Genomic DNA, 14,069 nt, shown 5'->3' with positions numbered 1-14,069 from the left:
TGGCAGCCATTGACGATCGCCAATGGCTGTTTTCCCCCCAGAACACCCTGAAACGCTACCGATGACCCGCACGCCGGTGTACCGGCTCTCCCCTGATTCGGATGGCCTGCGCTTAAGGATAGTTCGGAATCAGGGAGGTCAAGGCGCGATGCGTAATTAGTTTGGCTGCGCCGTTCGTCAGAAACGTCGCGAGGCCAAGCGTCACGCGGGGTAGCGGGGTGTGAAAAAAATTATTGCGAATCGCCGGAGGCAATTTCCGCAGGATACGTCGTACGCCACAGCTCAAAGCCGCCGTCCAGGCTGTAGACGTCGGAGAAACCCTGGCTGATCAGATAAGCCGCTGCGCTCTGGCTGGAATTGCCGTGATAGCAGGCCACGATCACTGGTGCGTCGAGGTCGGCGGCACGGATGAAATCGGCAATGTTGTGGTTGTCCAGATGCTGCGCGCCACGGATATGGGCGGCGGCATAAGTCGGTTGGTCGCGGATGTCGACCACCACAGCGCCTTTTTCACGCAGGGCCAGGGCTTGTTCGGGGGGGATACGTTTGAATTCGCTCACGGGGGCTCCTAGGGCTTGGCGGCCGGCAGGGTAACGGAAAGGGGAGATTCGCACTGGCAGCTCAGGCGCTCGCCGGTGTCGATGTTCATCAGGGTCATGGCGCCGCCCCACACGCAACCGGTGTCGAGGGCAAATACGCCGGGCTCTTCGCACTGGCCTTCCAGGGCCGCCCAGTGACCGAAAATGATCTTGGTGTCGCGGGTCTTGCGCTCTTTATGAGCGAACCATGGCTTGTAACCTGGCAGCGCCGTGTCGGCGCCTTCCTTGCTCTTGAGGTCCAGCTTGCCTTCGGCGGTGCAGAAGCGCATGCGTGTGAAGTAGTTGGTGATGACGCGCAGGCGGGTTACGCCACTCAGGTCATTGTCCCACTTCACTGGCTCGTTGCCGTACATGCCGTCGAGGTAAGCTGCGTAGAGGTTGTCATCGGCCAGGGCACATTCGACTTCAGCCGCGCACTTGAGCGCCTTTTTCAGCGTCCACTGCGGCGGGATGCCGGCATGGACCAGCGCCGTGTTACGGGCCTCGTCGTAATGCATGAGCTTTTGTCGACGAACCCAGTCGAGCAACTCGGCGCGGTCTGGCGCTTCGAGGATTTCCCGCAGGGTATCGCCCTTTTTCAGACGCTCGATGTTCTTGGCCGCTGCCAGCAAGTGCAAGTCGTGGTTGCCTAGCACGCACACCAAGGCGTCGCGCAGGCTATAGAGGTAGCGCAGGGTTTCCAGGGATTGCGGGCCGCGGTTGACCAGGTCGCCGACCAGCCACAGGCGGTCCTTGGCCGGGTCGAAAGCCACCCGCTCCAACAGGCACTTGAGCGGTTCCAGGCAGCCTTGCAGGTCGCCGACCGCGTACGTCGCCATCAGTGCAGAGCTCCGGGTACGGCGAGGCGGAAGGGCGCAATGACAGCATCGAACAGCTGGCCGTCGGTGGCCTTCATCTGATACGAGCCTTGCATGGTGCCGACCTTGGAGGTCATGACCGTGCCGCTGCTGTAGGTATGGCTGGCGCCGATGTCGATCAAGGGTTGCTGGCCGACCACGCCGGCACCGCGCACTTCCTCGACCTGGCCATCACCGTCGGTGATGACCCAGTGACGAGACAGCAGCTTGGCAGGCACCAGGCCGTTGTTCTTCACCGTGATGGTGTAGGCAAAGGCAAAGCGGTTCTGGTCAGGTTGCGATTGGTCCGCCAGGAAGCGGGTGACGACGCTGACGTCGATCTGGTAGCGAGGATCGGACATGCAAGAGGCCTTAAAAGCAAAAGCGGAGGACAGCAGATGCGGGTCAGTCTAGGCCATCAGCCGGGCACTAGGCCAGACATGTGGGAGCTGGCTTGCCTGCGATTGCATCAACGCGCGCTGACGGATGCTCCGCGGCGCATGCATCGCCGGCAAGCCGGCTCCTACACGGTTATTCGGCGACTGGGGCGGGTTGGATCGCCAACTGGTCAGCCAGGCGCACGAAGGCGGCGAGGTCCAGTTGCTCCGGGCGCAGGCTGCCGTCTACACCGGCGGCTTCAATTTCAGCGTTGCTCAGCAGGGCCTTGAGCGTGTTGCGCAAGGTCTTGCGGCGTTGGTTGAAGGCTTCGCGCACCACTCGCTCCAGCAGGCGATGGTCCTTGGCCGGGTGCGGCAGTACGGCGTGAGGCACCAGGCGCACGATGGCCGAGTCGACCTTCGGCGGCGGGTTGAACGCGCCCGGCCCGACGTTGAACAGGTGCTCTACACGGCAGTGGTACTGAACCATGATCGACAGGCGACCCCAGTCACCGCCGCCAGGGCCTGCCGCCAAACGCTCGACCACTTCCTTTTGCAGCATGAAGTGCATGTCGCGGATGATCCCGGCGTTGTTCAGCAGGTGGAAAATCAACGGCGTGGAGATGTTGTACGGCAGGTTGCCCACCACCCGCAGGCTGTTTGGCGCCGCGTTGAGGGTGTTGAAGTCGAACTTCAGCGCATCGCCCTGGTGCAGGTTGAAGTTGGGTTTGCCGGCGAACTGCTGGTTGAGGATCGGGATCAGGTCCTTGTCCAACTCAACCACGTCCAGCTGACCACCGCTGGCCAGCAGGCCTTGAGTCAGTGCGCCCTGGCCCGGGCCGATTTCCAGCAAGCGGTCATCGGGCTTGGCATGGATGGAGCGCAGGATGCGGTCGATTACGCCCGCATCGTGCAGGAAGTTTTGCCCGAAGCGCTTGCGCGCCCGGTGTTGGTAATGCTCAGTCATATACGGGTCTCGGCCATCTGATAGGCGGTTTCCAGGGCCACGTGCAGGCTGCCGGTATCGATCTTGCCGCTGCCCGCCAGGTCCAGGGCAGTGCCATGGTCGACGGAGGTACGGATGATCGGCAGGCCCAGTGTCACGTTGACTGCGGCGCCGAAGCCTTTGTACTTCAGCACGGGCAGCCCCTGGTCATGGTACATCGCCAGCACTGCGTCGCAGTGCTCCAGATATTTGGGGGTAAACAGAGTGTCCGCAGGCAGTGGGCCACGCAGGTCCATGCCTTCTTGGCGCAGGCGCTCTAATGTGGGTTCGATGATGTCGATTTCTTCATGGCCCAGGTGGCCGCCTTCGCCGGCGTGGGGGTTGAGCCCGCAGACCAGGATGCGAGGCTGGGCGATGCCGAATTTCTGTTGCAGGTCGGCGTGCAGGATGCGCGTAACGCGCTCCACGCGCTCGGCGGTGATCGCATCGGCGATATCCCGCAGCGGTAGGTGGGTGGTCACCAGGGCGACGCGCAGCCCCCGAGTGGCCAGCATCATCACCACTTGTTCGGTGTGGGTCAGCTCGGCGAGGAATTCGGTATGCCCGGAGAACGCGATGCCGGATTCATTGATCACGCCCTTGTGCACAGGGGCGGTGATCATGCCGGCAAAGGTGCCGTCGATGCAGCCCTGGCCTGCGCGGGTCAGGGTTTCCAAAACGAAGGCCGCGTTGGCCTTGTCCAGCTGCCCGGCGACGACCTTGGCCTGCAGCGGGGTGTCCCACACATACAGGCTGCCCGCAGGCGCAGGCAGGTCGGGCCAGTTGCCCGGTGCTGCGTCCAGCAAATTGACAGCCACCCCCAACTGCGCGGCCCGCTCAAGGAGCAGGTCGCGGCTGGTAATGGCGATCAGGGGATGTGGCTGGGGTTGCGAGGCGAGCAGCAGGCACAGGTCTGGACCAATGCCGGCTGGCTCGCCGGGTGTCACCGCGAAACGCTGGGGTTTCACTGGGCTGCCTGATCGGCGCCTGTTTGCTCGGCGGCGGGCAGCTTGTTTTCTACGTAGGCTTCGTCGCGGATCTGACGCAACCAGGTCTGCAGTTCTTCATCGTATTTGCGGTTGCGCAGTACGGTGAGTGCTTGCTGCTCGCGGGCTTGAGCAGTGTTGTCAGTGGCGCGACGGCCAAGGACTTCCAGCACATGCCAGCCGTATTGGGTCTTGAACGGCTTGGACAGAACACCTTGCGGCGTCTTGGCCATGACGTCCTGGAACTCCGGTACCAGCGCTTTAGGGTCGATCCAGTTCAGGTCGCCGCCGTTGAGGGCAGAACCCGGGTCTTCCGAGAAGCTCTTGGCCAGGGTGGCGAAGTCTTCACCGCCTTCGATGCGGTCATAGATCTTCTGGGCCAGTTCCTTGGTTTGGGCTTCGGTGCGGATTTCGCTTGGTTTGACCAGGATGTGACGAACGTGCACTTCGTCTTTCAGCGAGTTCTCGCCGCCGCGCTTGCCCAGCAACTTGAGGATGATGAAACCACCCGGTGTACGTGCAGGCTGGGTGATGTCACCCACGCTCATGGCGCTCAGCTCACGGTCGAACGGAGGTGGCAGTTGAGCCGCTTTACGCCAGCCCATGTCGCCGCCGTCCAGAGCGTTGTCACTGCCGGAAACGGCAATGGCTGTCTGGGCGAAGTCGGCACCGGCTTTCAGGCGGTCATAAACGGCCTGGGTTTTGGCGGCAGCAGCATTGAGCTGTTCGGCACTGGCGCTGTCCGGGGTCGCGATCAGGATGTTAGCCAGGTGCAGCTCTTCGGAGAGCTGCATCTTGCCGAGGTCGGACGCCAGGAAGTTCTTCACTTCCTGCTCGGACACCTGAACACGCTCGGCCACGCGGCGCTGACGCACACGGCTGATGATCATTTCACGCTTGATCTGGTCACGGGCGTCCTCATAGGACAGGCCGTCGTGGGCCAGGGCGGCGCGGAACTGGTCGATGCTCATGTTGTTGCGTTGAGCAATAGTGCCAACGGCCTGGTTCAGTTCTTCGTCCGAAATACGGATGCCGGAACGCTCGCCGATCTGCAGTTGCAGGTTTTCAACGATCAGGCGTTCCAGAACCTGTGGTTCCAGCACACTGGTAGGTGGCACACCACCACCGCGCTTGGCGATGGTTTGCTGAACTTCCTTGACCCGTTGGTCCAGTTGGCTCTGCATGATCACGTCGTTATCGACGATGGCTGCCACTTTATCCAGTTGCTGAACCGCAGCGTGTGCCGAAACAGTACCCAGGAACAGCGCGCCCAGCACTAGCGGGCGCAAGCAATCAGAAAGCTTGGTCTTCACGTTCACGATAACCTTCAATGCCTTTGTCGAGGAAGCTCTCTACCTTGGCGCCGGTCAGGCCGCCGAGTCCTTTGAGGACGATCTGGAAGAAGAGCCCGTGGTCACCCTTTTCGTTCAACGGGGCGATCTGAGTGTATTCGTCGTTGGAAACCCAATAACGGTTGATCACGCGAAGTTTCCAGCAGCAGTTGTCGTACTCGAAACCACCGAAGGCTTCCAGGGTACGGTTGCGGGCATAGTCATACTGCCAGCGGGTGATCAGGTTCCACTGGGGAACGATCGGCCACATCATCGAGAAGTCGTGTTGCTGGATTTTGTAGTAATCCTTCACGAAGTTCGGATCGCCCGGAGTGCCGTAGTCACCACCGAACTGCCATTTGCCGGTCAGCTGGTTGTACACCACCTGGTCGTTGCGATAGCGATAGCCGACGTTGATAACCTTGTTCGGGTTGTCTTCCGGCTGGTAGTGGAACATTGCGCTGCCGGAGCGAGGACTGTGGTTCTCGGTGTCCCAGTTGTAGTCGGCAGTGGCGCGCCAGTCGCGGTTGAAGCGGAACTCGTAGTCCAGTGCGATTGGCGACACATCGGTGTTCGCATCAGCACGGTCGGAGGCCAGGATGCCTGGCAGTTGAACCTGGCGATCCTTGAAGTACAGCGCCTGGCCCACGGACACACGCTGACGTTCGAAACCGTTGTCTTCGATCCAGCGGCTGGTCAGGCCCAGCGACAGTTTGTTCTCGTCGCCGATCCGGTCATTACCGCTGAAGCGGTTGTCGCGGAACAGCGAGGCGTAGCTGAACGAGTACTCACTGGTGTCGAAGACCGGAATGTCGCTCTGGTCCTTGTTCGGCACGTACAGGTAGAAGGCACGCGGCTCAAGGGTCTGGCGATAGTCTTTGCCGAACCAGTTGGTGTTGCGATCGAAGTACAGGCCGCTGTCGATGCTGGCAACCGGAACCGCACGGTCCTGGGAGCTGCTGAAGCTGCCACCGGCATACGGGTTGGCGGCAGTCGAGGCCGCTTGCGCCGCGATGATCTGGTTCTTGCCGATGCTGTCCAGGTCAAGATCGTACTTGGTGTAGACGTACTTGAGCTTCGGCGTGACGAAGCCGTAGGTCCAGTTCATCGGGTACTCGACGGCCGGTGCGACGTTCAGGCGGGTACCGTTTGCACGGGTCAGGCCAGTCACGTAGGTGTCCAGGCGCGGCGAAACCAGACCGTTCTCGTCGGTGAAGTTGCCGTTTTCCAGGTCACGCTCGAAACGTACCGCTTCGGTTTCATAGCTGAAGTTCAAACCACCCGGGTGGAACGGCAGCTCGCCGTTGAAGGTGATTTGCGGCAGGCGGTCATACGGCGTGATCTGGGAGATCGTTGCCAGCTGGTAGGCCTGCAGGTTCAGGCGTGCCTGATAGGAGTCGCCGCGATAGGTCACGGAACCCTGTTGGTTGATGTAGTCCTGGCTGCGGACGCCTTCCTGGAAAGACTTGAGGTCCTGGAAGTAGTACGGGTCGCTGATGTTGGTGTAGTCGACCTGGGTCAGTACACGCGAATCCAGCCCGCCCTTGTGTTGCCAGTTGAGCATGTAGCGCGTTTTTTCGTAGTCGGTCTGACCTTTACGCTCGCTGTTGTCGTCGTTCAGGTACGCGCCGCCCACCTGACCTTCGCTGGACTTGGTGAGGTAGCGGAATTCGCCTTCCATCAACAGGCCGCGCTTGGTCATGTATTGCGGGTACAACGTGGCGTCGTAGTTGGGCGCCAGGTTGAAGTAGTACGGCGTCACCAGGGTGAAGCCGGTTTCGCCGCCCGTGCTGAAGCTCGGTGGCAGGAAGCCGGATTGGCGACGGTCGTCGATCGGGAAATAGATGTAAGGGGTGTAGAGGATCGGAATGTTCTTGATCCGCAACGTCGCGTTGGTGGCCGTACCGAAACCGGTGGCCGGGTTCAACGTGATGTTGTTGCCCTTGAGCTGCCAGGCATTGCTGTCTGGCTCGCACGTGGTGTACGTACCGTCCTTGAGACGGATGATCGCGTTTTCGGCACGCTTGGCATACAGCGCGTTACCGCGGATACGCGACTTGTGCAGGACGTATTCGGCGTTGTCGATTTGTGCAGCGCCGGTGTCGAGCTGGACCTGGGCGTGGTCGCCCACGATCAGGGCGCCGTTGTCGCGCAGACGGACATCGCCGTTCAGCTCGCCACGGTTCTCGGCCTGATACAGGTTGGCTTCCTGAGCCTCCAGCTGCATGCTGCCCTGGCGCATGACGACGTCACCGGCCAGGGTCGCGACCTGTTGTTCCTGCTCGTAACGAGAGGCCTTGGCACCGATGAAAGTTGGCGCATCGCTCTTGTTCGTCTTGTCGTTCATGCCAGGACGCGTCGGCTCGATGTACGCACCGCCGCAGTAAGGACCGGTTTCAGCCAGTTGGGCAGCGGTCAGCTTCTCGCGAGGCACCCAGTCCAGGTGGCTGTAGTCGGCGCTGCGCGAGCGCAGGCCACGGCCCTTGGATTCGGTGACCAGTGTGGTCTGCGGTCCGGCATCGGCTTTGCCGCCAGCATCGGTTTGCGCCGTGCTGGTGGCCGAGCTGACGGCAGCGCCGTCATGCACAGGACGCGGTGGTAAAGGGGCAGCGGCGGTTTTCGGCGCGCAATCCCAGGCACCCGAAGCAGAGACTGAGCAGTCATACTGTTCCGCGGCGACCACGAATGAGGTGGCGAAAGGTTGCATGGCCAGCAGACTGCCGGTTACCAGCAACGGAAATTTTCTACGAAACGCGGGGGATTTCAATGCCATCTTATTAGTCCGGGCTTCCTGCGTGCCATCTGCCCGCGGTGTGGGCCGCACGCCTCTCGATGGTCTGAAAAAGATGCGTGATAATAAAGCATGACCCGCTTGACGGCTAGCGCCGTCGGAGACCCTTGTAATGCCCGATCAAGATCTACGTTTGCAACAGCTGGAAGTCTGGCTTGATGAGCAGCTGCCGATCCTTTTCAACGCTCAGGGATGGGGTGCAGTCCCCCCGGCCACATTGACTGCGGCCAGCAGCGACGCGAGTTTCAGGCGGTATTTTCGCTGGGAAGGTGGGGCCCATACATTTGTCGTTATGGACGCACCACCCCCCCAGGAAAACTGCAAACCTTTCGTCGATATCGCCCATTTGCTCGCGAAATCGGGAATAAATGTGCCAAAAATTTATGCAGAAGATTTGCCGCGCGGCTTTCTTTTGCTCAATGACCTGGGCCGAAAAACCTATCTGGACGTGATTGACGACAAAAACGCCGATCAATTGTTTGCCGATGCCATCGACAGCTTGCTGGCTTTCCAGCAGTTGCCGATGGACGCGCCACTGCCCAGCTATGACGTCGCCTTGTTGCGTCGCGAGCTTGAATTGTTTCCAGAGTGGTACGTGCGCCGCCATCTGGGTATCGAACTGGATACCCATCAACAAACACTGTGGCAGCGTGCCAGCGATCAACTGATTGACAGCGCCCTGGCGCAACCCAAGGTGCTGGTGCACCGCGACTATATGCCGCGTAACCTGATGATCAGCGAACCGAACCCCGGCGTGCTGGATTTTCAGGACGCGGTGTACGGCCCGGTGACCTACGACATCACCTGCCTGTTCAAGGACGCCTTCCTCAGTTGGCCCCAAGCCCGTGTGCGGGAATGGCAGCGTGGTTATTGGGAGCGCGCCCAGCAAGCCGGCATTGCGGTGCAGGCGGATTTCGACGAGTTCCTGCGTGCCAGCGACTTGATGGGCGTACAGCGCCATCTCAAGGTCATCGGTATTTTCGCGCGTATCTGCCACCGCGATGGCAAGCCACGCTACCTGGCGGACGTGCCTCGCTTCTTTGCTTATATAGAAGCGGTACTGGCCGAGCGCCCGGAGCTGAGTGACCTGGCCGAGTTGTTGGCCAGCCTGCGCGCTCCGACCGAGGCCCGCGTATGAAAGCCATGATCCTGGCGGCCGGCAAAGGCGAGCGCATGCGCCCGCTTACCTTGCACACGCCCAAGCCGTTGGTGCAGGCGGGTGGCAAGCGCCTGATCGAGTATCACCTGGAGGCGCTGGCCAAGGCCGGCTTCACCGATATCGTGATCAACCACGCATGGCTGGGCCAGCAAATTGAAAGCTACCTGGGCGACGGGGCGCAGTACGGTTTGCGCATCCAGTACTCGCCCGAAGGCGAGCCTTTGGAAACCGGCGGCGGAATACTCCAGGCACTCCCTTTGTTGGGGGATGAGCCGTTCCTGGTGGTCAATGGCGACATCTGGACCGACTACGACTTCGCCCGGTTGCGCCAGCCGCTCCAGGGCCTGGCCCATCTGGTGATGGTGGACAACCCGGCGCATCACCCGTCGGGCGGTGATTTCTATCTGGGTCAGGGTTTGCTTCATGATGCCGCGCCCGGTGCCGATAACCTGACCTTCAGTGGCATTTCAGTGCTCGACCCCCAGTTGTTCGCGGGTTGCAGCGCAGGTGCCTTCAAGCTGGCGCCGCTGTTGCGTGCGGCCATGGCTAAAGGTCTGGTAACGGGGGAGCACATGGCGGGACGCTGGATTGATGTCGGCACGCTGGAACGCTTGGCGCAAGTCGAAGCCTTGCTGACTGCGGAGCAATAGGATGTTGTGGCCAGGGACGCTGATCGGCGCCGGGGCTGGCTTTGCCATTGCCAGTATTCCGGGGGCCTTGTTGGGGGCTTTGTTGGGCCAGGCACTGGACCGTCGCCTGCAACTGCAGAGTTGGGCACAGTTGCGCGAACGTTTGGGCGGGCGCCCGGCACTGCGCAACGACGAACTGCTGTTTGTGCTGCTGGGACGCCTGGCGAAAAGCAATGGGCGGGTGGCCGACGGGCATATCCAGCAGGCGCGGCAAGAGATGCGTTCGCTGGACATGACCGAGTCGGCCCAACGCCGTGCCATCACCGCCTTCAACCGTGGCAAGTCAGGCACCGACCGTGTGCGCAGTTACCTGCGTGTGCTCAAGGCCCAACCCCATGCCGCCGAAGGCGTATTGCGTGCGTGCTGGCGCATGGCCTGGGCTGACGGCAGGGCTGATGATGCCGAGCGCGACCTGATCGACCTATGGGGCAAGTGGCTGGGTTGGACACCGCAACAGCTTCAAGCGCTGGCCGCCGACTTCGCGCCGGAGCGCAAACCCCTGGTCAGCCGTAACGCGACTTACCAGGAAGCGCTTCGGGTGCTGGGCGTGACAGCCACCACCGAGCCTTCGGCGATCAAGCGCGCTTACCGGCGCCTGCTCAGCCGCCACCATCCGGACAAGATTGCCGGCAGTGGCGCCAGCCCCGCGCAAGTGCGCGAGGCCACCGAGCGGACCCGCGAGCTGCACAACGCCTACGCGTTGATCCGCGAGCGCCGGGACTTCCGCTAGCTGCCGAATGTGGCCCTGGAAACCCAATCTCCCTGTAGGAGCCGGCTTGCCGGCGATCGCGGTAGGTCAGTTGCACATCCAGTGGCTGATTCACCGCTATCGCCGGCAAGCCGGCTCCTACAGGGGGGTGGGGTTCAGTCCGCCTGGGTTTGCGGGCTCAACCAACCGCGAATCCGCCGATACAACTGCTCTTGCTCGGCCGAACTATTGCCGGGCAAGGTCGTGAGCGACACCTGCTTATAACCCGTATTCTTCGCACGCTTGGCGGCCTGCACCCGTTCCAGGGCGGTTTTGCGCGCCTGGCTGTCGTCCTGATAGAAGACGTCGGCTGTGGGCACTTTCAAGGCCGGCGCCATTTGTTGCAGGCTGGGCTCACGCGCCGCGGGCGTCTTGCCAGCCACCATCACCAGCTTCTGCACCTGGGTTGGCTGCTTTTCACTCAGGTAGCGCGCCGCCCACCAAGCACCCGTGCCATGACCTAGCAACACCACGCTGCGCGCGCTGTGGGTTTGTGCAAACGCGACGGCGGCATCGATACGGTCGAAGATGCGCTTGGCATCGGTCTTGTCCTGTTCATCCGTGCCGGGCACTACCGCTGGGTCTGTCCCTTCGGACTCGGCACTGGCGGCCTGTTCGATGGGCTTGGCGGCGGTGCTGCCTTCTTTGCTGCTGGTGTCGACGGTGGCCTTGGGTGCTTCGATGACGCGAGGCGGCAGGGTGTCCAGGTTTATGTCAGGCAGCGACAGGCTGAGGGTGCCCCAATCAGCGTCCGGCAATTTGCGCCGCAACGGTGCGATTGCTTGCGGCCAGTCAGCACTTTCCCCAGCGCCCGGTACGATAATCACCACACCTTCGGGTTCGGCGCTGTTGGCCGGTTTCCACAGAGCCAGGAACGAATCGCTGCCGGCTTGCAGTTGTTGCTGTTCCTGCTGCGGGATCTGCCGCTCGAGGGCGTTGGCGTCTTCCTGGCTACGCTCGGGCAAGGGCTGGCGCTCAACCGGTTTTTCCGCAGCGGGAGCGGGGGCGTCAGCGGCCTGAACAGAAAAGCCGCTGGTAAATAGCAGCGACAGGCACAATGCTGGCAGTGCCGAACGGTTTCGATATTGCATCGTTAATTCCCGGCCAGAAGTGATTCCAGCAGCCTAATGGGTTGGTCAGTATTTGTCAGTGATGTGAGACGTGGATCATGGGTTTTCGCTGTCTGCTGGTTATCGGCTGCTTGTGCTTTGCCTTGATGGCAAGTGCCGCGCCTGCGCCTGTCACGCCCCAGGCGCAGCTCAATGCACAGCAACGTGAGTGGTTGGCTCAACACCCGGAACTACGAGTGGGCCTGGTGTTGCAAGCGCCTTATGCGCAATACGACCGACGCCTGCAGCGTTTATCCGGGGCCAACGTCGAGTTGATGCAGTGGTTGGCCAAGGCGCTGAACATCGAGCTGACCTGGCGCAACTTCCCGACCCAGGAGCAACTGGAAGCCGCCGTGCGTGAGGGCGAGGTGGACATCGCGCCCGGCCTGCAACAGACCCCAGCCGGCTTGCGCCTGTGGTTGTTCACCGACCCGTATATGCGCGTGCCCCAGCACATTGTCGGGATTCGCGAAGGCGGTGCCGCCGTCGACCTGGAAAAACTCGACGAACAATCCCGTGTCGCGGTGCGCATGCCCAGTGCCGTTGCCGACTATTTGCGCAGCACCTACCCCAAGTTGAATGTGCAAGGCGTGCCCATGGAGCGCCAGGCGTTGCAGTTGCTGGTGAGCCAGCAAGCGCGCTACGCCGTGGTGGATGAGGCGCAGTTGAGTCGGCTGTCGGGCGAGGCGGAATTCGCCGGGCTGGCCGTGGTGGGCGATATCGGCTTGCCGCAGTTGCTGCGGGTGGCCACGCGGCGCGAATGGCCAGAGCTGGCGAGCATCATGCAGAGCGCCTTGCGTGCCATCCCTGCCCGCGACTTGGACCAACTGCACAGCCGCTGGCTGCAACCCAAGTACCCAAGGCTGTCGGAGTCCCCAGGCTTCTGGCAAAACCTGAGCCTGTTGTTGGGCCTGTTCCTGCTGGCCAGCCTGGCGGTGGTGTCCTGGCAACGCCGCCAGCAGCGCGTGCTGGAGCACAACCTGTTGGCGGCCCGGGAAGAAAGCGCGGCGCGCGCCGCGGGCGCCGAGGCGTTGCGGCTGACGCAGTTTTCCATCGATCAGAGCACCGTGGGCATCCTGTGGGTCAACTGGGACAGCCATGTGCGCTACGCCAACCTGGCCGCCGAAACCATGCTTGGCTACAAGCCTGGCGCGTTGATCGAGCGCCCACTGATCGAATTCGACCCGACCCTCACCATGGACCGCTGGCTCAACCTGTGGAAGCGCGCCCGCGCCAGCGAAGATGGGCCGCAGAGTTTTGCCACCAATTGCCTGCGCGCCGATGGCAGCGTGTTGCCGGCCGATGTGTCCTTGAGCTTCTTGCGTTATGGCGGCGGCGAATACCTGGTGGTGTACCTCAACGACGTCACCGAGCGCCGCCGTGCCCTGGCCGCCTTGCAGGAAAGTGAAGCGCGCCTGCAGGGCATCGCCGCCAACGTGCCGGGGCTGGTGTTCCGCCTGGAGCGCTTGCCACGCAGTGAGGCCATCGAGTTCGCCTATATCAGCCAAGGCAGCGAAGGCCTGGTGGGTTACTCGCCGTCGGTGCTCAGTGATCCGGCCATGGGCATTCGCAGTCTGGTGCATCCCGATGACCGCGCCAGTTACCACCGCACCCAGGACCAGGCCATCGAGACTGAAAGCAACTGGTCGTGGCAAGGCCGCATCCTTACCCGGCTCGGGCAGCAGCGATGGGCCGACATCAAGGCCGTAAGCCGCCGCCTGGACGACGGCACGGTGGTCTGGGACGGGATTGTCTGGGACATCAGCGAGAGCAAGCGCATCGAGCTTGAGCTGGACGCCTCCCGCGCGCAGTTGCGTGAGCTGTCGGCCCACCTCGAAACCGTGCGCGAAGAAGAAAAGGCGCGCATCGCCCGTGAAGTGCACGACGAACTGGGGCAGATGCTCACGGTGCTCAAGCTGGAAACCTCCATGTGCGAGCTGGCGTATGCGCAACTTGACCCCGGGCTGCACGAGCGACTGAACAGCATGAAGCGCCTGATCGCCCAGTTGTTCCAGCTGGTACGTGATGTGGCCACGGCGCTGCGCCCGCCGATCCTCGACGCGGGGATCGCCTCGGCTATCGAGTGGCAAGCGCGGCGCTTCGAGGCGCGCACGCAGATTCCTTGCCTGGTGCAGGTGCCGGATAACTTGCCGAGCCTGAGTGACGCCAAAGCCATCGGTTTGTTTCGGATACTGCAGGAAGCGCTGACCAATGTGATGCGCCATGCCCAGGCGCATACTGTGGAATTGACCCTGGCGGTGGAAGGCAACGACTTGCGGCTGACCATCAGCGACGATGGCGTGGGTTTTGTCCAGGTTCAGGGGCGGCCGGTATCGTTCGGCCTGGTCGGCATGCGTGAGCGGGTGCTGATCATGGGCGGGCAATTGAGCCTGACGAGCGAGTTGGGGGAGGGCACCACCTTGAGCGTCACGGTGCCGTTGGATGCATAACGATAAGAG

The 14,069-nt window shown here is 62.1% G+C and carries 12 protein-coding genes; 4 read left to right on the top strand and 8 right to left on the bottom strand.

Annotated elements, in window-relative coordinates; genetic code table 11:
- Positions 1-230: 230 nt before the first annotated feature.
- The 7 genes from glpE to AC07OV_RS09900 all read right to left on the bottom strand — a co-directional run bounded on the left by glpE (position 231) and on the right by AC07OV_RS09900 (position 7,887).
- Complete coding sequence (glpE, locus tag AC07OV_RS09930; RefSeq protein ID WP_495092136.1) at positions 231-560, bottom strand: thiosulfate sulfurtransferase GlpE; 330 nt, start codon at positions 558-560, stop codon at positions 231-233.
- Positions 561-568: 8 nt separating this feature from the next.
- The gene (locus AC07OV_RS09925) at positions 569-1,417 is read right to left on the bottom strand and encodes a symmetrical bis(5'-nucleosyl)-tetraphosphatase (RefSeq protein ID WP_494997343.1); all 849 of its coding nucleotides are present in this window, start codon (positions 1,415-1,417) and stop codon (positions 569-571) included.
- Positions 1,417-1,797: a Co2+/Mg2+ efflux facilitator ApaG/CorD gene (gene apaG, locus AC07OV_RS09920; protein WP_176996610.1), complete on the bottom strand. Its 381-nt coding sequence runs from the start codon at positions 1,795-1,797 to the stop codon at positions 1,417-1,419. The genes AC07OV_RS09925 and apaG overlap by 1 nt, the downstream gene beginning before the upstream one ends.
- A 169-nt stretch (positions 1,798-1,966) precedes the next feature.
- Entirely contained in the window at positions 1,967-2,779 is an 813-nt protein-coding gene (rsmA, locus tag AC07OV_RS09915; RefSeq protein ID WP_494997344.1) for a 16S rRNA (adenine(1518)-N(6)/adenine(1519)-N(6))-dimethyltransferase RsmA, read from the bottom strand.
- Positions 2,776-3,765 (bottom strand): 4-hydroxythreonine-4-phosphate dehydrogenase PdxA, encoded by a 990-nt coding sequence (gene pdxA / locus AC07OV_RS09910; protein ID WP_176996608.1) that lies wholly within the window; start codon positions 3,763-3,765, stop codon positions 2,776-2,778. Before pdxA ends, rsmA begins: the two co-directional genes overlap by 4 nt.
- Positions 3,762-5,102, bottom strand: coding sequence for a peptidylprolyl isomerase (locus AC07OV_RS09905; RefSeq protein WP_176996607.1), 1,341 nt, complete (start codon positions 5,100-5,102; stop codon positions 3,762-3,764). Before AC07OV_RS09905 ends, pdxA begins: the two co-directional genes overlap by 4 nt.
- Positions 5,077-7,887 (bottom strand): LPS-assembly protein LptD, encoded by a 2,811-nt coding sequence (locus AC07OV_RS09900; RefSeq protein WP_494997345.1) that lies wholly within the window; start codon positions 7,885-7,887, stop codon positions 5,077-5,079. Before AC07OV_RS09900 ends, AC07OV_RS09905 begins: the two co-directional genes overlap by 26 nt.
- Positions 7,888-8,017: 130 nt before the next feature.
- Here AC07OV_RS09900 and AC07OV_RS09895 point away from each other — a divergent pair, with 130 nt between their 5' ends.
- The 3 genes from AC07OV_RS09895 to AC07OV_RS09885 are packed head-to-tail and all read left to right on the top strand — an operon-like array spanning position 8,018 to position 10,483.
- Complete coding sequence (locus AC07OV_RS09895; RefSeq protein ID WP_494997346.1) at positions 8,018-9,043, top strand: aminoglycoside phosphotransferase family protein; 1,026 nt, start codon at positions 8,018-8,020, stop codon at positions 9,041-9,043.
- On the top strand, positions 9,040-9,714 hold the full coding sequence (gene murU / locus AC07OV_RS09890) for an N-acetylmuramate alpha-1-phosphate uridylyltransferase MurU (RefSeq protein ID WP_495092135.1): 675 nt from the start codon (positions 9,040-9,042) through the stop codon (positions 9,712-9,714). Before AC07OV_RS09895 ends, murU begins: the two co-directional genes overlap by 4 nt.
- 1 nt (position 9,715) lies before the next feature.
- Positions 9,716-10,483 carry a TerB family tellurite resistance protein gene (locus AC07OV_RS09885; protein WP_176996603.1) on the top strand — a complete coding sequence of 256 codons (768 nt, stop codon included), beginning with the start codon at positions 9,716-9,718 and terminating at the stop codon, positions 10,481-10,483.
- A gap of 134 nt (positions 10,484-10,617) precedes the next feature.
- On the opposite strand, the gene AC07OV_RS09880 is transcribed toward AC07OV_RS09885, so the two are convergent.
- Positions 10,618-11,592 (bottom strand): alpha/beta hydrolase family protein, encoded by a 975-nt coding sequence (locus tag AC07OV_RS09880; protein ID WP_176996602.1) that lies wholly within the window; start codon positions 11,590-11,592, stop codon positions 10,618-10,620.
- Between the two features lie 77 nt (positions 11,593-11,669).
- On the opposite strand from AC07OV_RS09880, the gene AC07OV_RS09875 reads away from it, so the two are divergent.
- Positions 11,670-14,060: a PAS domain-containing sensor histidine kinase gene (locus AC07OV_RS09875; RefSeq protein ID WP_495092134.1), complete on the top strand. Its 2,391-nt coding sequence runs from the start codon at positions 11,670-11,672 to the stop codon at positions 14,058-14,060.
- Positions 14,061-14,069 lie beyond the last annotated feature (9 nt).

It is taken from the genome of Pseudomonas sp. GW821-FHT09A09 (assembly GCF_059418405.1).
This window is presented reverse-complemented; position numbering and strand designations above follow the sequence as displayed.